Genomic DNA, 17,261 nt, shown 5'->3' with positions numbered 1-17,261 from the left:
ATTTCGTATCACGCCCATGTCACAGCCCACCGTCATAGGGAAGGCAATTATTGGACTTGGCATTGGATGGTTGAATGAGCGTTCCTTCGGACCCGCTCGAAAGCGGAGACGGCTCGGTCGTCACGCCGCTTCTCACGAAATTTCGCGGCCTGACTTCGCCGGAGCATCGGCAATTTGCCGTAGCCGAATTCGAATTTGCGGATGGGGCCATCATCCGAATTCCAATCGCCAGCGACGCGGTCGCCTCCTTCAATGACGCGCTGGTGGTGTGGATGTCGAAAGGCAATCCGACCGGTGTGGTCGTGCATTAGCCATCTCATCGACAAGCCCGAGGACTTTTCGGTCAAGAAAATGCGTCAAAACAAAAAATTGGAACAAAACGCATCCCTGGTGCCTAGAGCAGAGCGCGTTTAGACGGAAACGCTGTTTTGCTCTAGCTCTCTGATTCGACGCGTCTTTGCGATTCTCGGTGATTCCACCAAAGCGCAAAACGCTTAAGGCTTGCCTTCAGCCATGCAGATGTCGCCTGCCCCATTTGCGTTCGGACAGCTCGGCATTGCAGCGTTCCTGCTTCCTATGCCAGAGATATCCCGACAGGATGACAGCGCCAATGGCCACATCGGCGGCCAGGATCTTGATCAGGGCCGGCATCCAAAGGGCTGCCAGCAGCGCACTGACATCGATAGCAAGACTGGTCATCGGAACAACTCCCTCGATCGTCCCAAACCAGCCACAAACCTACGCCCCGACCCCGGCATTTTGATGTCGTAAACCATGAGGGCTGGAAAAATACCTCAAAGCCCGCCGAGGAAGCTGGCGAGATTGTCGCCGAGCGCGTCGCAGACATAGCCGCCTTCCTGCACGATCGCCATCGGCAGCCCGAGGCTGGCAATACGGGCGGCAATGCGGGCAAAGCCCTTGGTGGTCACCGTCAACTCCTGGAAGGGATCGCCCTCGAAGGCGTCGAGGCCGAGCGCCACCACCAGTACGCCTGGCGCGAAGGCGGCAATACGCTCCAGAGCCACATCGAGCGCGGCAAGGAAGCCCTCATCCCCCGTCTTGCGCGGCAGAGGCAGATTGAGATTGTAGCCGAGCCCCTCGCCTTCGCCGCGCTCGTCCGCGTGCCCCCAGAAGAAAGGGTAGAAACGGATGGGATCGGCATGAACCGAAACGGTGAAGATGTCGGGGCGGCCATAGAACATGCCCTGGCTGCCGTTGCCGTGGTGCAGGTCGACATCGAGAATGGCGACGCGGTCGTAGCGGCTGCGCAGGGCCTGGGCGGCGATGCCGCTGTTGTTGAAGAAGCAGAAGCCACCGGCAAGATCGGCGAAGGCATGATGTCCCGGCGGACGGCAGAGGGCATAGGCTGCGTGCTCGCCTGCCAGCACCAGGCCGGCCGCATGATAGGCCGTGTGGGCGCTGGCCAGGGCCGCCTCATAGGTTCCGGACGAGATCGGGCAGGCCGTGTCGGCCATATGATAGCCCGCCTGCCCCACGGCGGAAGCGGGATAGGCCCCGTTGCGGCGATCGGGATGGATATTGGGGATCACCTCGGCCGAAGCCCCATCGATCTCGCGCCAGCGCGCATGGATATGGCGCAGGAAGTGGATGTAGTCTGGCTTGTGCACGGCTGCGACGGGCGCCAGCCCCGCATCGTCGGGGGCGACCTGTGTCAGGCCGGCGCCAAGGGCAGCCTGCAGCAGGATGTCACAGCGACGTGGTACTTCCGGATTGGGCCGCTGCGTACCGCTCGATAGGAAGAAGGTCGGATCGTGGCGCCTCTGGGTTTCGCTGAATACGACTTTCATGCCCGATATTCCTCCCTCGGCTGCGACTCGATCCGCCCCTGTTTAGCCGATTTGGCTGTGACCGGCGAAACTGCCGTGCAGATCAACCGATGCGAAAAATAGACAGCATTTCCCCGAGGGCTTCCTTCATGCGTCCGAGTACCGGTTTCCTTGCGCTGCTGGCCCTCGGCTGCGCCATGCTGGTCTTTTTCGAGACGCGAGGACACTATCTGGCACGGCTGATCGACAGCCGGTTTCCCTGCCATCAGAATCCCGCCAATTCGGCACCCTGCTATGTGATGACGAGTCTCACCGTCATCGTCGCAGCCGCTGCCATCGGGCTGGCGGCCCTGGCCGTGGTGCTGGTGCGGGCCCTGATAGCCCGCCGCTCCTGACGTTCGGTCAATAGGTGGCGCGGCCGCCGGAAATGTCGAACACCGCGCCGGTGGTGAAAGAACATTCCTCGCTGGCGAGCCAGGTGATGATGGCAGCCAACTCCTCCACGGTGCCGAAACGGCCCATCGGAATCTTCGACAGCATGTAGTCGATATGGGCCTGGCTGACCTGCTGGAGGATCGGCGTATCGACCGTCGCCGGCGTGATGGCGTTGACGGTGATGCCTTCCTTCGACAATTCCTTGCCCAGCGATTTGGTGAGCCCGATCACCGCCGCCTTGGAAGAGGAATAGGCCGATGCCGTGGGATTGCCTTCCTTGCCGGCGATGGAGGCGACGTTCACGATGCGGCCATAGCCATGCTTCTGCATCAGCGACGCAACGAAGCGGTTGCAATAGAACAGGCCGTTGACATTGATGTCATAGACCCGCTTCCACTCCTCGATCGGATAATTGACCAGCAACTCGTTCTTGCCGGCCACGCCGGCGGAACAGACCAGGACGTCGATGCGGCCGAGTTGGCTTTCGGCCTGCTGTGCCGCCTTCTCGACGGCGGCAGGATCGGTGATGTCGATAGCGATGCCATGGGCCCGCGGCCCCAGCGCCTGGCGCACCGTCTCGACGCGGGCGGAATCCACATCCCAGATCGAGACCGAGCCGCCCTCGGCCACGATGCGCTCGGCCGTCTTGAGGCCAATGCCGGAGGCCCCGCCGGTGATGATGGCGCCGCGGCCCTCGAAGCGAATGATCGTGGTCATGCCGGTCCTTCCCCTGCCTTCCAAATGCCGGCCATCCTGCCGGCGCCTGCGTGTTTCCCGAGGCAATCGGGTGATATCGGATTATTTGTCAGACAACAAGAGAGCGAGGTTTCGAGAATTTGTAAACTTGACTGACAAGTTTCTTACGTCACTATTCCGCGCAACCAAACGCAGGAAGGACGAGGCATGGCATCTCCCCGCATCAAGCAGGTCAGGACCTATCTGGTCCGCAGCGAGGGTGGCGGCGATTATTTCAGCCAGAAACAGGGGCATTGGCTGATCGACACGCTGATCGCCAATCCGATGTCGGGCTATGCCGATTACAAGGCCTCGCGCACCAGCTGGGGGATCAATGTCATGGGCTCGATCGTGGTGGAGATCGAGACAGAAAGTGGCCATGTCGGCCTCGCCACGGGTTTTGGCGGCGAGCCGGCGTGCTGGCTGATCCAGCACCATTTCCGCCGCTTCCTCGATGGCGCCGATCCGCGCGACCTCAATCGCCTCTGGGACCAGATGTTCCGGGCCTCGATGTATTACGGTCGCAAGGGGCTGCCGCTCGCGACCATCTCCGTGGTGGATCTCGCCCTCTGGGACCTGATCGGCAAGCTGCGCGAGGAGCCGGTCTACAAGCTGATCGGCGGGCGCACCAAGGAGGAGATCCGCTTCTATTGCACCGGTCCGCAGCCGGAAGCGGCCCGCCGGCTCGGTTTCTGGGGCGGCAAGGTGCCGCTGCCCCACGGCCCGGCCGACAGCATCGACGGCCTGCGCGCCAATGTCGCCTTCCTCGCGGCGCATCGCGAAGCGGTCGGCCCCGACTACCCTCTGATGGTGGATTGCTACATGGCGCTCGACGTGCCCTATGCGATAGAGCTCGCCACCGCCTGCAGGGACCTCGACATCTATTGGTGGGAGGAGGTGCTGCATCCCGACGATATCGACGGCTATGCCCTGCTCAAGAGAGCTTTGCCGGCAACCAAATGGACCACGGGTGAGCATGAATATTCGCGCTACGGCTTCCGCAAGCTGATCGAGGGCCGTCACATCGACATATTGCAACCCGACGTGATGTGGGTCGGCGGTCTCACCGAATTGCTGCGGATCTCCGCCCATGCGAGCGCCTACGACATTCCGGTGGTGCCGCATGGCAGCGGCCCCTTCAGCTATCACTTCGTGATGTCGCAACCCCATTCGCCCTATTGCGAATATGTCGCCAACAGCGCCGATGGCCAGGAAGTGCTGCCGGTGTTCGGCCCCCTCTTCACCAATGAGCCGGTGCCCCGAAACGGGCGTCTCGACGTTTCCGACACGCCCGGTTTCGGCCTCACCCGCAATCCGTCGGCAGTACTGGTGGAAGCCGGGACATAGCGGGGCATGCGCCGTTCTGCTTCAACGCTTGCCCTCGGGCTGCCAATGTGATCACAGTCAGCGATGAGCACCGATAGTCTCGCTGCCGTCGAACCGGCCGACACCGCGACCAATCCGCTACACCAGCAGGTCTACAGGACGCTGCGTGAGCAGTTGATCATCGGCAATTTCCATCCCGGCAAGAGCATGAGCCTGCGCGGCATCAGCGACATGCTGGGCGTGGGCGTAATGCCCTGCCGCGAAGCCATCCGCCGCCTGGCGGCCGAGAACGCCCTGGAAGTCCAGCAGAACAGGCGGGTCTGCGTGCCGCATCTCACCGTGGCCCGTTTCGAGGAGCTGATGAGCGCGCGACTCGCCCTCGAACCCCTCTGCGCCCGGCGCGCTCTGCCTTTTGTAGACGGCGACAGGCTGGAGCGCATGATCGCTCATGACGAAACGATGAACCGGAACTACAAGACCGGCAACGCCGACGTCTACATGCTCGCCAACTATAACTTCCACTTCGAGCTCTATCGTGCCGGCAATTCCGACGTGCTGGTGCCGTTGCTCGAAAGCGTCTGGGTGCAGTTCGGCCCGTTCATGCGCACCATCTATGACGTGGTCGAAGGCGCCGAGATCATCGACAAGCACAAGATGGCGATCGAGGCGATCCGCCGGAACGACGCGGATTCTCTGCGCACCGCCATCGAGGCCGACATTCTCGATGGCATGTACCTGCTGCGGCATACGCTCGGCCTGGGAGCGAACTGAATCAGCCCTTGCGCTCCTGCAGGATGTTGCCGCCATCCACCACCAGCACGGAACCGTTGACGTAGCTCGCGCCGTTGGAGGCCAGAAACGCCACCGCTGCGGCGACCTCGTCAGGCGTTCCCGCCCGGCCCGGCGGCGTAGCGCGGGCGGCAACGCGCTCTTCCTCCGTGGAGGAGCCCGTCTCGATCCAGCCCGGAGCGACCGCGTTGACGGTGACGCCGTCCCCCGCCACTTCCAGAGCGAGGGCGTGAGTCAGTCCGACCATGCCCGCCTTCGCCGCCGAATAGGCCGCCTCGCCGGGATTGGAGACATAGGGGCCGGTGACCGAGGCGACATTGACGATGCGCCCATGGCGCTTCGCGATCATGGCGGGCAGGAAGGCCCGGGTTACCAGAAAGGCGGTGTTCAGGCTGACGTCGATGCCGCGATTCCATTCGGCCTCGTCGAGGTCGACGAAGCGCTTCTGCACGGCCGGCTTCAGCATGCTGCCCATGCCGGCATTGTTGACGAGGATGTCGACATCGCCGGCCGCCGACCGCAATCGGCGCACCTCGTCGGGCCGCGTAAGATCGGCGACCGCGGCCCAGGCTTCGATGCCTTCGGCCTCGAGCTCCGCCGCGCGGCGATAGATCCGGTCGGTCGAGGCCGTGATCGCCACCGACAATCCGGCTCGTCCAAAGGCCCTGGCAATGGCGAAGCCGATGCCGTCAGAAGCGCCCGCTCCTGTTACCAGCACGGAGCGCGAGCGGACGAAAGATCCCGAAGCCATTTCACCCTCCCACCTGTTCGAAGCCGGTGAGGACGTTGACGGCGTTGACCCCGAGTGCACCGATGGCGTAGCCACCTTCCATCACGAACAGGGTCGGCAGGCCGAGCGCCGCGATCCGCGCCCCGATCTCAGTGAAATGCTGGGTATCGAGCTTGAACTGCGAGATCGGATCGTCCTTGTAGGTATCGACGCCGAGGGAGACCACCAGGGCCTGCGCATCGAAGGCCTCGATCTTGCGGCAGGCATCCCCTAAGGCTGCGGACCATTCCGGCCATTGCGTGCCTGAAGGCAGGGGATAGTTGAGGTTGAAGCCCTCGCCGGCTCCTTCGCCACGCTCGCGGGCATAGCCAAGATGGAAGGGAAACTCGAAATCGGGATCGCCATGCATGGAAGCGACCAGCACGTCGGCCCTGTCGTAGAAGATCTCCTGCGTGCCGTTGCCGTGATGATAGTCGACGTCGAGCACCGCCACGCGAGAGCGGCCGGCATCGCGGAAGCGCTGCACGGCGATGGCGGCATTGTTGAGGTAGCAATAGCCGCCGAAGAAGTCGCGTCCCGCATGATGGCCGGGCGGACGGCACAGCGAGAAGGCCGTGCGCTCGCCGGCGAGCACGGCATCGGCGCCGGCCAGTGCGGTGTCGGCGGCGCGCTTGGCCGCCTGCCAGGTGGTGGCGGTGATCGAACCGGCCATATCGAAGGAATAGTAGGAAAGGCGGGCATCGAGGCCGCTCGGCGCCTTGTCGATGGGAGGCATGGAACGGTGGCGCCAACTATAGGGCCAGACCTCGCCATCGCGGCTGGCCGCCTGCCATTCCTCATACACGCCCTTGAGGAAGTCGACGTAATCGGGCGTGTGGATACGCTTGAGCGACGCGATCTCATAGTCCTGCGGGGTCAGCACCGGCCCGAGGCCCACTTCCTTGACCCGCGCCAGGATGATCTCAGCGCGTTCCGGCTTTTCGAAAGTCTCGACGATCTTGCCGAAGGAAAGCTCCATGCCGCTGTGATGGAGATGGTGGTCGGTGGTGTAGAAGGTCTTCATGCCATAAGCTCGGGTTCAATAGCCTGCGGTAATGCCGAAATCGATTGGGAGGGCGGCGCCGGTGATCGGCGCAGCGCCGGGCTGGCAGAGATAATGGATGAGGCCGGCAATCTCTTCGGCCTTGATGAAACGGGCGCTCTCGCCCTGCGGATAGTTGCCGAGCAGGCGGCGTTTATAGGCATCGGGGTCGCCGCCGCCATAGGTCGCTGCCTGGTATTCGATCATTGGCGTGGCGACGTCGCCGGGGCAGATCGCATTGACGCGGATGCCCTGCGGCGCGAGCTCGAGGGCCAGGGCCTTGCTGAGCAGCACCAGCCCGCCCTTGGAGGCGCAATAGACGGCCGCGCCTTTGTTGCCGACCAACCCCGCATCGGAGGCGATGTTGACGATCACGCCGCGAGAAGCGGCGAGATGGGGAATGGCCGCCGAGATCAGGAAGAACGCGCCCTTGAGGTTGACGTCGAGCACACGGTCCCAATCCTCCTCGCCGACCGACGTGGCGGGCCCTTCCAGCCAGACGCCCGCCGCATTGACGAGCACATCGAGACGGTCGGCCTCGGTCGCCTTCGCCACCGCCTCGCGGCAGGCCTCGGCGGAGCGCATGTCGAGCGCCAAGGCGAGCACCTCGGCACCCGCATCCACCACCTTCGCCCGAGCCTCTTCGAGACGCGGGCCGGGAAGATCCGCCAGGACCACGCGCGCGCCATCCTGGGCAAAGCGCAGGGCCGTCGCCAGACCCATTCCACCGGCGCCGCCGGCAATCAGAACGTTCCGCCTGGCCATCTCAGACGATCTCTCCATAAAGCTGCAGCTCCAATGCGGTGATATCGGCGGCAAAACGCCGGTATTCAGCCCGTTTGAGCGCCAGCAGCACGTGATGAAGGCGCTCGCCCAGCGCTTCCTTCAGGAAGGCGGAGCCTGCCGCCGCCTCGATGGCGCTGCGCCAATCGGCCGGCAGGGCATCGTCGGCCGCGCTCGCATAGGCGGAGGCCGGGGCCCCCGGATCGCGCTGGGCGGCAAGGCCGCGGCGAATGCCCGCCAGCACGACGGCGCCGACCAGATAAGGATTGGCATCGACCCCGGCGGCACGCTGCTCCAGGTGCCGGCCTTCCGGCGAGCCCGCGGGAACGCGCACGGCGACGGCCCGATTGTTGACGCCCCAGCTCGGCGCCGTCGGCGCATAGCTCTGCGCCGCGAAGCGTCGCCACGAATTGAGGTGGGGCGCGAAGACCAGCATGCTCTCCGTCATGGTCTCCAGCAGACCGGTGATGGCGTGATGCAGGGCCGGCGCAAGCTCCCCATTCCGGTCGGCGAAGAGATTGGCACCGTCGCGGCCTGTCAGGCTGGCATGGGCGTGCATGCCCGAACCGGCGCGGCCGGCGAAGGGCTTGGCCATGAAGCAGGCCTTCATGCCGTGGCGCACGGCGAGCGCCCGCAGCAGCCGCTTCAGCATGATGAGATCGTCGGCGGCGCGCAGCGCATCCTCGCGATGGCGCAGGGTCAGTTCGAACTGGCCCGGCGCATATTCGGAGATCAGCGTCTGCACCGGCAAGGCCTGGGCCTCGGCGGCGCGATAGACCGCGTCAACGAAAGGCTCGAGACGGTCGAGCTCGTCGACGCTGTAGACGTGGATGCCATCAAGCCTTTCGCCGGTCAGCGGCATGCGGAGCGGCTGAGGCCGGCCATTCGCCGTTTCGCGGTCGAGCAAATAGAACTCGAGTTCGAAGGCCGCAACGGGCTGCCTGCCCTCGGCCTGCAGCAGAGCCTGCTGGCCGGCCAGGGCATGACGAGGGTCGGCGGCCATCGGCGAGCCGTCGAGCTCGAACAGCGACAGGCGCACCTCGCCGCGCGGCGGCGAGGTCCAGGGCAGCGGCACCAGAGAGCCGGCGATCGGCCAGGCGCGCCTGTCGGCATCGCCATCCGACCAGACCAGGCCGGTTTCCTCGACATCCTCGCCGGTGACGTCGAGGCCGAGAATGGAGCCGGGCAGATGCCGGCCACCACGGAACAGCGGCAGCAATTCCTCGCGCCGGATGATCTTGCCGCGGGCAATGCCGTTGATATCGATCAGCACCAGATCGAAGGCGCCGATCTCGGGGTGATCGGCCAGGAAGGCCTCGGCTTCGGCGATATCGGCCGCCTGGGCCGGCCGCGTCGACAGGGCGTCGGCCATCACGCCGCCTCCCCGGCCTGGCAGAAGCGGGCGAGGATCTCGCCATAGGCGGCAACCAGCGCGCGGGCTTCCGCCTCGGCCAAGGCCGGGCTGACCAGGATCATGTTGTGGAAGGGGGTGAGCAGGAAGCCGCGATTGAGCAGGGAGAGATGCAGGCCCTCCTCGATGACCGAGGAGGCGGCTTCCCGGGCCTCAGCCGCATTGCGCACCGGCTCTGAGCTGAACACCACTTCCAGCCGGGCGCCGACGCGGGTGACATGCCAGGGCAGCCCCTGCGCCCCTATGGCTTTGATGAGGCCCGCTTCGATGATGTCGGTTCGCGCGGCCATGGTGGCATAGGTCTCGGCCGTCATCACCTTTTCGAGGCTGGCCTTGAGGCAGGCCAACTGCAGCGCACTGCCGGACAAAGTGGTGCCGATGCCGGAATGGCCGTGGCTGTCGCGCGCGCGCCGCGCGCGGTCGAGGCCCTCGGCCACTGCGGCGCTCATGCCCCACACGCTCACCGGCACGCCGCCACCGATGGGCTTGCCCATCACCATCAGGTCCGGCTCCAGGCCGTGGAGCATCGTGTAGCCACCGAGGCCGGTGGAAATCGTGTGCGTCTCGTCGATCAGCAGCAGCGTGCCATGTTCGCGCGTCAGCCGCCGCAGCGTATCGTGGAAGCCGGGCGCAGGCAGGATCATGCCGCAATTGGTCATCACCGGCTCGGCCAGCACGCAGGCGACCTCGCCCGAAGCCAAAGCCCGACGCAGCGCCTCCTCGTCATTGAAGGGAATGGCGATGGTGGTCTCGCCGAGATCGACCACCTGTCCCAGCAGGCTGCGGCGGGAGAAGGTGCGTCCGTTGACGAGATCGACCAGCGTGTCGTCGACGGCGCCGTGATAGCAGCCATCGAAGACCAGGATCTTGCGTCGCCCTGTCACGGCCCGCGCCACACGGATGGCGAAGCGATTGGCATCGCTCGCCGTGGCACCGATCTGCCAATGCGGCAGGCCGAAACGGGCGGCCAGCAGTTCGCCGACGATCTCGGCATCGGCGGATGGCAGCATCGTCGTCAGGCCGCGATGACCGACGGCCCTGAGCACCTCCAGGATCGGCTCGGGCCCATGGCCGAACATGGCGCCGGTATCGCCGAGGCAGAGATCGACCACTGCATTGCCGTCGATGTCGGTGAGGTGCACGCCGCTCGCCTGCTCGATCACCATCGGGAAGGGCATCGGCCAATCAAGCATCCAGTGCATTGGAACATTGTCGAAGAGGCCCTTGCCCTTACGCTCGGCCATAGCCTGCGCCTTGGGACGGCGCTCGGCATAAAGCTGCAGTTCCACCGGCAGCAGGGTCCGCACCCGCGCCTCGATGGCTGCATTGTCGATCGGCGTGCTGGACACGAGAAACCTCCGCTGGATGGATTGGCACGCCGCTCATCGCCTAGTGATGCCGCGCTTGATTGTGATCACAATCAGCAGAAAAATCGACGATATGTCAACAAATTTTGGGATAATTTTATATACTGTGATCACACTTTAATTGTGAGATCGACATTTCCTCCGCGGACAGCTCGCAGCAAAGCCCGGCCTGGAGGTCGAACGGCCCTCGGGCGCAACCCAGCCGGTCACGCTCTTCGGCGATCTACGACGGAAAGTCGGGGGCAGCCGTCCGGCCAGCCCGCCCGCTCAGGCGTGCGGCGGCAGGGACGCGCCGTCCATGCGCGTCTTCAGCCAGTCGCGCGCCCGGTAGTAGCGCAGCGTGAGCTGGGGCCCGAAGCTCATATAGAAGGGCGCCTTGTGCAGAGGCTCGACCTTGAGCGAAAGATCCTGCGCCGGCACGTCCAGCGCCCATTCCGAGAGGATGCCGCCGAGCATGCTGCCGGTGGGTACGCCTCGCCCCGAAAGGCCCGTAAGGGCGACGATGCCGGGCGCCAGGCCGTAGAGACGGGGAATCGTCCTCGCCTGCATGTCGAGCTCGCCGAACCAGAAATATTCCCAGCGGATCTCCTGCTTGATCTGCGGATGCAGCCATTTCAGGCGATCGCTCATCACCTGGTGCGTATAGGCAAGGTCACGCCCGCGTCGCCCCATCGGGAACATCGAGGCGACGATACGGCCCTCGGCATTGTATTTGTAGACATAGATGTCGCCGCGGCCGTCATGCATGGTGGTATTCTCAGGCAGGACGGAGCGGCGCTCCTCCTCGCTGAGCGGCTGCGTCGCCGCCACGAAGACGCGCATGATCTTGAAGCTCTGGTCGAGCTTCGGCCAGCCCTCCACCGTATAGGCGCCGGTGGTGAAGATCACCTTGTCTACAACCACGCTGCCATCAGCGGTGTGGGCCACCCAGCGCGTACCTTCGCGCGTGACGTTGGTCACCTTCGAGCCCGTATGCAGCACGCCGCCTTCCTGCTGCACCGCCCGCGCCAGGCCACGCGCATAGCCGAGCGGATTGAGATGGCCCGCCTCACCGTGGAACCAGCCGCCGTGGAAACGCGGGCTGCCGGTGATCGCTTCCACTTCCGTCTTGTCGACGAAGCGGGTGCGAGCGCCGACGGCGTTGTACTGCTCGACCTTGCGCTTGATGGCGTCGATGGCACCAGGCCGAGCGGCCGCCTGGACATAGCCGTTCTGCTGCCACTCGCATTGGATCTGGTAGCGCTCGATCATGGCGCTGACACGGGCATTGGCCTGGGTCTGCCGGGCGATCAGCCTTTCGGCCCAAGGCTCGCCGAGCAGCCGGCGCAATTCGGGCAGGCTGAAATGGGTGAAGGTCGGCGTACAGTGCCCGGCATTGCGGCCGGACCCGCCGAAACCGGCTTGCTCGGCCTCCAGCAGCACCACACTGACGCCCTTACGCACCAGTTCGAGCGCGGTGGTGAGGCCGGTATAGCCGGCACCCACGATGCAGACATCGGCCTGGACACGCCCGGTCAGCGGCATGGTCTGCGGCGCGGGAGCGGCCGTCGCATACCAGAGCGTCGCGTCGAAGGGAGAGAATTTCGACATGGCCACTCCTCAGTTCAGGTCGCTTCGGGCATCGAGGGCATCGCGCAACCCGTCGCCGATGAAGTTGAAGCTGGTGACGGCGAGCGTGATCGCCACGCCCGGCACGATGGCGAGCCAGGGCGCATTGGCCAGATATTGCTGTGCCCCGTTGAGCATGTTGCCCCAGCTCGGCAGCGGTGGCTGGATGCCATAGCCCAGAAAGCTCACATAGGCCTCCAGCAGGATGGCACGGGCCACCGTCAGCGTTGCCGCCACGATGATCGGGCCGATGACGTTGGGCAGCAATTCCCGGAACATGATCCAGCTGTTCGACAGCCCCACCATGCGCGCGGCCAGGACGAAGTCGCGTTCACGCAGCGAGCGCACTTCCGCCTCCACAATGCGCGCCACCTCCATCCAGCTGGTGACGGCGATGATCACCGTGATCATCAGGGGGCTCGGCTTGATGAAGGCCGCCAGCGTCAACAGAAGGAAGATGCTCGGAAAGGACAGGAAGGCATCGACGAAGCGCATCAAAGCGGAACCGGCCCAGCCGCCATAATAGCCGGCGGTGACACCGATGACAGTGCCGAGCGCCGTGCTGAGCAGCATGGCGAAGAAGCCGACCAGCAGCGAGATGCGCCCAGCCATGAACAGGCGAGCGGCGAGGTCACGGCCGAGGGGATCGGTGCCGAAGATATGGTAGCCGGTGAAGGGCGGCGCGAAACGAGCTCTCAGATCGATGAAGAGCTCGTCATAGGGCAGCAGGCGCGGACCGAGGATGCAGGCCAGCGTCAGGATGACGATCATCGCCACGCCCACCATGGCGAGCCTGTGCCGGCAGAAGCGCCGCACCGTGCGGTTGCGCCACCAGCGCGGCTTCGGAGAGGGCGATGCGGGGGAAAGGGTTGCTGAGGCCATCACTATTCTCCCTAACCGAGCCGAATGCGGGGATCGACGAAGGCGACGAGCAGGTCGGCGATCAGATTGCCGATGAGCACCAGGATCGCCGAGAACATCAAAAGCCCCATGATCACCGGATAGTCGCTGTAGCCCAGGCTATCGAGGAACAGCCGGCCCATGCCGGGCCAGGTGAAGACGGTCTCCGTCACCAGCGCCCCGCTCAGGATGGTCGGTATTTGCAGACCGGCCAGGGTGATCATCGGCAGCAAGGCATTGCCGATCACATGCTTGACCAGCACGCGGCGTGGCTTCAGCCCCTTGGCCTTGGCGGTACGCACGAAATCCTGGTTGATCACATCGAGCGTCGCCGTGCGCATATAACGGCTCCACACCGCCACATTGACCAGCGCCAGCACGATGCTGGGCATGATGAGGTGGATGGCATAGTCGGCGAAGCTGCCGTCGCCCACCGTGAACATGTTGCCCGCCGGCAGCCATTTCAGCTTGAGCGAGAAGAGGTAGATCGCCACCAGGCCGAACCAGAATGTTGGGATGGAGAGCGCCACCATCGCGCCCACCGTCGCCAGCGTGTCGAACAGCGAATAGCGCCGCGTGGCGCCCATCACGCCGATCCAGGTGCCGAGGATGACGGAGATCAGGGTGGAAAAGCCCATCAGCAGCAGGGTGGCGAAGAGATGCCCGCCTATGATGGCGAGCACCGGCTGGCCGTCGCGGTAGGAGCGGCCCCAATCGCCCTGCACGAGACGCCAGAGCCAGTCGAGATACTGGATGGGCAGAGGGCGATTCAGGCCCATCTGCTCGGCGATGCGATCGAGCGCCTCCTTGGTCATGCCCGGCGTCAGCGTATATTGGGAAAGCGGTCCGCCGGGCGCCAGGGTAAGCACCGCAAAACCAATGACCGAGACCAGCAGCAGCAGGATAAGGCTCTGCCACAGCCGGCCAGCGAGATAGCGCAGCATGGGATCGTCTCCACTCGGCCGGCCTTATGGGCCGGCTGTCAGCAGGGTGGCGGGCCAGGCCAACCACTTCGGGTTAACGCGGAGGCACCACTACCCTCCCCTGGAGGGGGAGGGTCGGCCTGAAAGGCCGGGGTGGGGTGAAGAGCGCTGACGTGATCATGCGAACAGGCCGCTAAACGAAGAACCACCCCACCCCGAGGCTTTGCCTCGACCCTCCCCCTCCAGGGGAGGGTAAGACGGCGCTCATTTACCCGAGGCAGTTGCCCTGGGTGGCAGGCCTATTTGACCCAGTGCCAGGTGTTGACGTTCCAGCTGTCGATACGGTTGTTGATGTTGGGCAGGAAGCCTTCCACCCCCTTCTTGCGCCCGCGGACGGTGGCGTATTGATACATCGGCAGGAAGGGCAGGTCGGTCCGCATGATCTCCTGGATCTTGAAATAGAGCTTCCTGCGCTCCTCCGGCACGAAGAGATTGCCGGCCTCCTTCAGGAGCCTGTCCACTTCAGGATTGGCATATTGCCAGGTGTTCTGGCCGTTGCCGCCCTTGGCGCCGCTCGAGGTGGACATGAAATAGTCCGAGGTGTCGGGATCGGGGCCGGTGAGGAAGTTCAGGCCGACGACGACGCTGTCGAATTTCGACATCATCCAGTAGTCACCCCACATCACGGCTGGAGGCAGGTTGGAGATCGTCATCTCCACGCCGACATCCTTGAAGGACTGCTGCATGAATTGCTGCGCCTGCTCGCGCAGATGGTTGCCGGCCGTCGTCGAATTGCTGAACGACAGACGCACGCCATCCTTGGCGCGGATGCCGTCGGCGCCGGGCACCCAGCCCGCCTCGTCGAGCACCTTCTTGGCCTTTTCGGGGTCGTATTCCTGCTTGGGCAGGTCCGGATTGTAATAATAGGACTGCTGCGGCATGTAGGATTCGGTCGGAGTCGGCAGGCCGTAATAGAGCGCCTCGATGATCGTCTTCTTGTCCAGCGCATGATAGAGCGCCTTGCGGACGGCCGGATCCTTGAACTGCGGACGCTCCATGTTGAAGGCGACCGACTCGATGGTGCCATTCGGCACCACGGTGACGATCTTGCCCTCGAGGGTCTTGGCCTCCTCATAATGATCGGCCGTGATCCATTGCAGGCCGACGAGGTCGACGTCCCCGGTCTTGAACTGGGTGTACATCACCGTCATGTCGGGGATGTATTTGTAGACGACACGCTCCAGATAGGGCCCCTCACCGAAATAATCCTCGTTGGCGGCAAGCTCGATATAGTCGCCGGCAACGCGCTTGCTCCACTTGAACGGCCCGGTGCCGACGGGCGCATTGTTGAAGGGTGCCGTGTTCTTGTCGGCCACCTCGCCCAGGATGTGCTTGGGCACGATAAAGGTAGAGGCCAGGATCGAGGGATAGGGCGCGAAGGCCTTTTCCATGCGCCAAGTGATCTCGGTGGGCGACACCACCTTGATGTCGCGCACATGCTCATGGCCGGTGCGCCGCCAGCTGCGGAAGTTCGGGTCGACCATCAGTTCCAGCGTGAACTTGACGTCCTCGGCCGTGAAGGGCTTGCCGTCATGCCATTTCACGCCATCGCGCAGTTTCACCTTCCAGCTGAGACCGTCGGCGGAAATGCCGCCATTCTCCACGCTCGGCACCTCGACGGCGAGGGAGGGCGTGAACTTACCCTCCGGATCGACGTCGAACAGCGGATTGAACACGCTGTAATGGATGCCCTCGTCCACTTCGATGTGAAGCAGATGCGGGTTGAAGACGGTCGGCTCCTGCGAGAAGCTGATGACCATCTGGCCCGACGGCTTGTCCTTGCCGGCCGCCAGGGCCTCCTCCCGCCCGAGCAGGGCCGGCATCAGCAGCGCCGAGGCGCCCGTTGCTGCCATCAGGCCGAGAGCCTGCCGCCGATTGGGATGGGGAAACTGGTTTCGCTCTTGTTTCGACATGATGGGTTCCTCTGGAGAGTGACGAATTTTTTATGATTGTTGCAGGCGTTTGCCGGTTCGGGACAGCCCCGAGCCGGCGGCTCAGAACCCGCTGATCAGCTCGATCTTTGATCCATCCGAGAAGCGGGAGAAACGGAAATTGGCTGGGTCGACCAGGGGCGGCCGCCCCGTGACGAGATCAGCCATCAGCTTGCCGGCTGCCGGGCCGATGCCGAAGCCGTGGCCGGAAAAACCAGTGGCGATGTGAAAGCCGGGTATGGCCTCGACCGGTGAGATCACCGGCACAGCATCCGGCGTGACGTCGATATAGCCGGCCCAGCGCTGGGCGATCTCCGCCTTGGCAAAGACTGGGAAGGCCTTGGCGAGATTGGCCAGGGCGACGTCGGTCAATTCCTTCGCCGGCTCTGGATCCAGCACGCGGCAACGCTCGAAGGGGCTGACCTCGTCCATCGCCCATTGCTTGGGCACACGGGCTTCCTCGAAAAAACGGCCCCCGACCCTCAGATTGAGCGAGCGCCACTCCTTGCGCAGGGCCGGCAGGAAGTCGAAGAAGAAGCGGAAGCTGTTGGGCACGATGTCGACGACGTTCTCGTGCCCGGAGGCAATGGTGTAGCCGCCATCGGCACGCTTGCGCACGGCGAAGCCGTTGGACCAGATCGCCGGCCCCGGCCCGCCTTCGAGCGGCTTGGTGCGCAGGACCGAGTTCTTCACCTGCAATTGCGGCAGGCGAATGCCGCAACGGCCCGAGAACAGGCTCGACCAGGCTCCGCCGGCCAGGACGACGGCGCTGCAGGCGATCGAGCCACGTTCGGTAACGACGCCGCTGATCGCTCCTCCCGATGTCTCCACGCCGCGCACGGCGCATTCGGTCAGGATGGCAGCACCCTTGCGCCGGGCGGCCTCGGCGATCAGAGGGGCGGCGCGCTGCGGCTCGGCCCGCCCGTCCTCGGCCGTAAACAGAGCGCCCTTGATGTCCATGGTCGTGCCGGGAAACATCCGCTTGTATTCGGTGCCCGAGATCATGCGGGAGTCGAGCTGGTAACCGTCGAGATTGCGGTTCCAGCGCTCGTGGTCGGCATATTCCTTGTCGTTCTCACAGGTGAACATGATGCCGGCGCGGGTATAGCCGGTGTCTCCCTCGACCCGCTGGTCGAGCGTCTTCCAGATCCTCAGCGCCTCGGCCATCAGCGGCACTTCACGCGGGTCACGACGCGAAATGCGCACCCAGCCCCAATTGCGGCTCGACTGCTCCTGGCCGATACCGCCCTTCTCGCAGAGCGCGACCTTGAGGCCGCGCTCGGCCAGTTCGAGCGCCGTCGAGGCGCCGATGATGCCACCGCCGATGACGACGACATCGACCTTGGCGGGGAGCGTCGCATCGCCTTGAACGGGTATGACAGTGGGGCCGGGCAT

General features: G+C 64.4%; 17 protein-coding genes. 4 read left to right on the top strand and 13 right to left on the bottom strand.

The genetic code is table 11. The features are described 5' to 3' along the window. Positions 1 to 74: 74 nt before the first annotated feature. Positions 75 to 311 carry a hypothetical protein gene (locus ACZYTC_RS01255; RefSeq protein ID WP_434957883.1) on the top strand — a complete coding sequence of 79 codons (237 nt, stop codon included), beginning with the start codon at positions 75 to 77 and terminating at the stop codon, positions 309 to 311. 196 nt (positions 312 to 507) lie between these two features. On the opposite strand, the gene ACZYTC_RS01250 is transcribed toward ACZYTC_RS01255, so the two are convergent. Then, positions 508 to 699: a hypothetical protein gene (locus ACZYTC_RS01250; protein ID WP_488988729.1), complete on the bottom strand. Its 192-nt coding sequence runs from the start codon at positions 697 to 699 to the stop codon at positions 508 to 510. 95 nt (positions 700 to 794) lie between these two features. Beyond that, on the bottom strand, positions 795 to 1,808 hold the full coding sequence (locus ACZYTC_RS01245) for a histone deacetylase family protein (protein WP_434957885.1): 1,014 nt from the start codon (positions 1,806 to 1,808) through the stop codon (positions 795 to 797). A 128-nt stretch (positions 1,809 to 1,936) separates the two neighbouring features. Between ACZYTC_RS01245 and ACZYTC_RS01240 the strand changes: the two genes are divergently transcribed. Then, positions 1,937 to 2,182 (top strand): hypothetical protein, encoded by a 246-nt coding sequence (locus ACZYTC_RS01240; protein WP_488988728.1) that lies wholly within the window; start codon positions 1,937 to 1,939, stop codon positions 2,180 to 2,182. 7 nt (positions 2,183 to 2,189) lie between these two features. Here ACZYTC_RS01240 and ACZYTC_RS01235 read toward each other — a convergent pair whose 3' ends face one another. Then, positions 2,190 to 2,939 (bottom strand): SDR family NAD(P)-dependent oxidoreductase, encoded by a 750-nt coding sequence (locus tag ACZYTC_RS01235; protein ID WP_441770268.1) that lies wholly within the window; start codon positions 2,937 to 2,939, stop codon positions 2,190 to 2,192. Between the two features lie 186 nt (positions 2,940 to 3,125). Here ACZYTC_RS01235 and rhmD point away from each other — a divergent pair, with 186 nt between their 5' ends. After that, complete coding sequence (rhmD, locus tag ACZYTC_RS01230) at positions 3,126 to 4,304, top strand: L-rhamnonate dehydratase (protein WP_488988727.1); 1,179 nt, start codon at positions 3,126 to 3,128, stop codon at positions 4,302 to 4,304. Positions 4,305 to 4,367: 63 nt separating this feature from the next. Then, entirely contained in the window at positions 4,368 to 5,054 is a 687-nt protein-coding gene (locus tag ACZYTC_RS01225) for a GntR family transcriptional regulator (protein WP_434957889.1), read from the top strand. Between the two features lies 1 nt (position 5,055). Here the strand turns inward: ACZYTC_RS01225 and ACZYTC_RS01220 are convergent, their stop codons facing one another. The 10 genes from ACZYTC_RS01220 to ACZYTC_RS01175 all read right to left on the bottom strand — a co-directional run bounded on the left by ACZYTC_RS01220 (position 5,056) and on the right by ACZYTC_RS01175 (position 17,261). After that, positions 5,056 to 5,823, bottom strand: a complete 768-nt coding sequence (locus ACZYTC_RS01220) for an SDR family NAD(P)-dependent oxidoreductase (RefSeq protein ID WP_488988726.1) — start codon at positions 5,821 to 5,823, stop codon at positions 5,056 to 5,058. Position 5,824: 1 nt separating this feature from the next. Then, entirely contained in the window at positions 5,825 to 6,865 is a 1,041-nt protein-coding gene (locus tag ACZYTC_RS01215) for a histone deacetylase family protein (RefSeq protein WP_434957891.1), read from the bottom strand. 15 nt (positions 6,866 to 6,880) lie between these two features. Next, positions 6,881 to 7,648: an SDR family NAD(P)-dependent oxidoreductase gene (locus tag ACZYTC_RS01210; RefSeq protein WP_488988725.1), complete on the bottom strand. Its 768-nt coding sequence runs from the start codon at positions 7,646 to 7,648 to the stop codon at positions 6,881 to 6,883. 1 nt (position 7,649) lies between these two features. Next, entirely contained in the window at positions 7,650 to 9,038 is a 1,389-nt protein-coding gene (locus ACZYTC_RS01205) for a glutamine synthetase family protein (RefSeq protein WP_441770264.1), read from the bottom strand. Next, a complete protein-coding gene (locus ACZYTC_RS01200) occupies positions 9,038 to 10,426 on the bottom strand; it encodes a transaminase (RefSeq protein ID WP_441770263.1) in 1,389 nt (462 codons plus the stop codon). Before ACZYTC_RS01200 ends, ACZYTC_RS01205 begins: the two co-directional genes overlap by 1 nt. Positions 10,427 to 10,711: 285 nt before the next feature. Further along, on the bottom strand, positions 10,712 to 12,034 hold the full coding sequence (locus ACZYTC_RS01195; protein WP_441770262.1) for an NAD(P)/FAD-dependent oxidoreductase: 1,323 nt from the start codon (positions 12,032 to 12,034) through the stop codon (positions 10,712 to 10,714). 9 nt (positions 12,035 to 12,043) lie between these two features. Then, entirely contained in the window at positions 12,044 to 12,934 is an 891-nt protein-coding gene (locus ACZYTC_RS01190; protein WP_488988724.1) for an ABC transporter permease, read from the bottom strand. Positions 12,935 to 12,945: 11 nt separating this feature from the next. Further along, the gene (locus ACZYTC_RS01185; protein WP_441770260.1) at positions 12,946 to 13,896 is read right to left on the bottom strand and encodes an ABC transporter permease; all 951 of its coding nucleotides are present in this window, start codon (positions 13,894 to 13,896) and stop codon (positions 12,946 to 12,948) included. 278 nt (positions 13,897 to 14,174) lie between these two features. Then, entirely contained in the window at positions 14,175 to 15,848 is a 1,674-nt protein-coding gene (locus ACZYTC_RS01180; RefSeq protein ID WP_488988723.1) for a peptide ABC transporter substrate-binding protein, read from the bottom strand. Between the two features lie 81 nt (positions 15,849 to 15,929). Continuing rightward, on the bottom strand, positions 15,930 to 17,261 hold the full coding sequence (locus ACZYTC_RS01175) for an NAD(P)/FAD-dependent oxidoreductase (RefSeq protein WP_488988722.1): 1,332 nt from the start codon (positions 17,259 to 17,261) through the stop codon (positions 15,930 to 15,932).

The organism is Labrys sp. F242 (assembly GCF_057813875.1).
This window is presented reverse-complemented; position numbering and strand designations above follow the sequence as displayed.

Excerpts from the sequence above, each read along its gene's own strand:
- ACZYTC_RS01245 (WP_434957885.1), bottom strand. The coding sequence starts at position 1,808 with ATGAAAGTCGTATTCAGCGAAACCCAGAGGCGCCACGATCCGACCTTC.
- ACZYTC_RS01255 (WP_434957883.1), top strand. The coding sequence starts at position 75 with ATGAGCGTTCCTTCGGACCCGCTCGAAAGCGGAGACGGCTCGGTCGTC.
- ACZYTC_RS01225 (WP_434957889.1), top strand. The coding sequence starts at position 4,368 with ATGAGCACCGATAGTCTCGCTGCCGTCGAACCGGCCGACACCGCGACC.
- ACZYTC_RS01205 (WP_441770264.1), bottom strand. The coding sequence starts at position 9,038 with ATGGCCGACGCCCTGTCGACGCGGCCGGCCCAGGCGGCCGATATCGCC.
- ACZYTC_RS01185 (WP_441770260.1), bottom strand. The coding sequence starts at position 13,896 with ATGCTGCGCTATCTCGCTGGCCGGCTGTGGCAGAGCCTTATCCTGCTG.
- ACZYTC_RS01190 (WP_488988724.1), bottom strand. The coding sequence starts at position 12,934 with ATGGCCTCAGCAACCCTTTCCCCCGCATCGCCCTCTCCGAAGCCGCGC.
- ACZYTC_RS01240 (WP_488988728.1), top strand. The coding sequence starts at position 1,937 with ATGCGTCCGAGTACCGGTTTCCTTGCGCTGCTGGCCCTCGGCTGCGCC.
- ACZYTC_RS01180 (WP_488988723.1), bottom strand. The coding sequence starts at position 15,848 with ATGTCGAAACAAGAGCGAAACCAGTTTCCCCATCCCAATCGGCGGCAG.
- rhmD (WP_488988727.1), top strand. The coding sequence starts at position 3,126 with ATGGCATCTCCCCGCATCAAGCAGGTCAGGACCTATCTGGTCCGCAGC.
- ACZYTC_RS01220 (WP_488988726.1), bottom strand. The coding sequence starts at position 5,823 with ATGGCTTCGGGATCTTTCGTCCGCTCGCGCTCCGTGCTGGTAACAGGA.
- ACZYTC_RS01235 (WP_441770268.1), bottom strand. The coding sequence starts at position 2,939 with ATGACCACGATCATTCGCTTCGAGGGCCGCGGCGCCATCATCACCGGC.
- ACZYTC_RS01210 (WP_488988725.1), bottom strand. The coding sequence starts at position 7,648 with ATGGCCAGGCGGAACGTTCTGATTGCCGGCGGCGCCGGTGGAATGGGT.
- ACZYTC_RS01195 (WP_441770262.1), bottom strand. The coding sequence starts at position 12,034 with ATGTCGAAATTCTCTCCCTTCGACGCGACGCTCTGGTATGCGACGGCC.
- ACZYTC_RS01250 (WP_488988729.1), bottom strand. The coding sequence starts at position 699 with ATGACCAGTCTTGCTATCGATGTCAGTGCGCTGCTGGCAGCCCTTTGG.
- ACZYTC_RS01175 (WP_488988722.1), bottom strand. The coding sequence starts at position 17,261 with ATGCCCGGCCCCACTGTCATACCCGTTCAAGGCGATGCGACGCTCCCC.
- ACZYTC_RS01215 (WP_434957891.1), bottom strand. The coding sequence starts at position 6,865 with ATGAAGACCTTCTACACCACCGACCACCATCTCCATCACAGCGGCATG.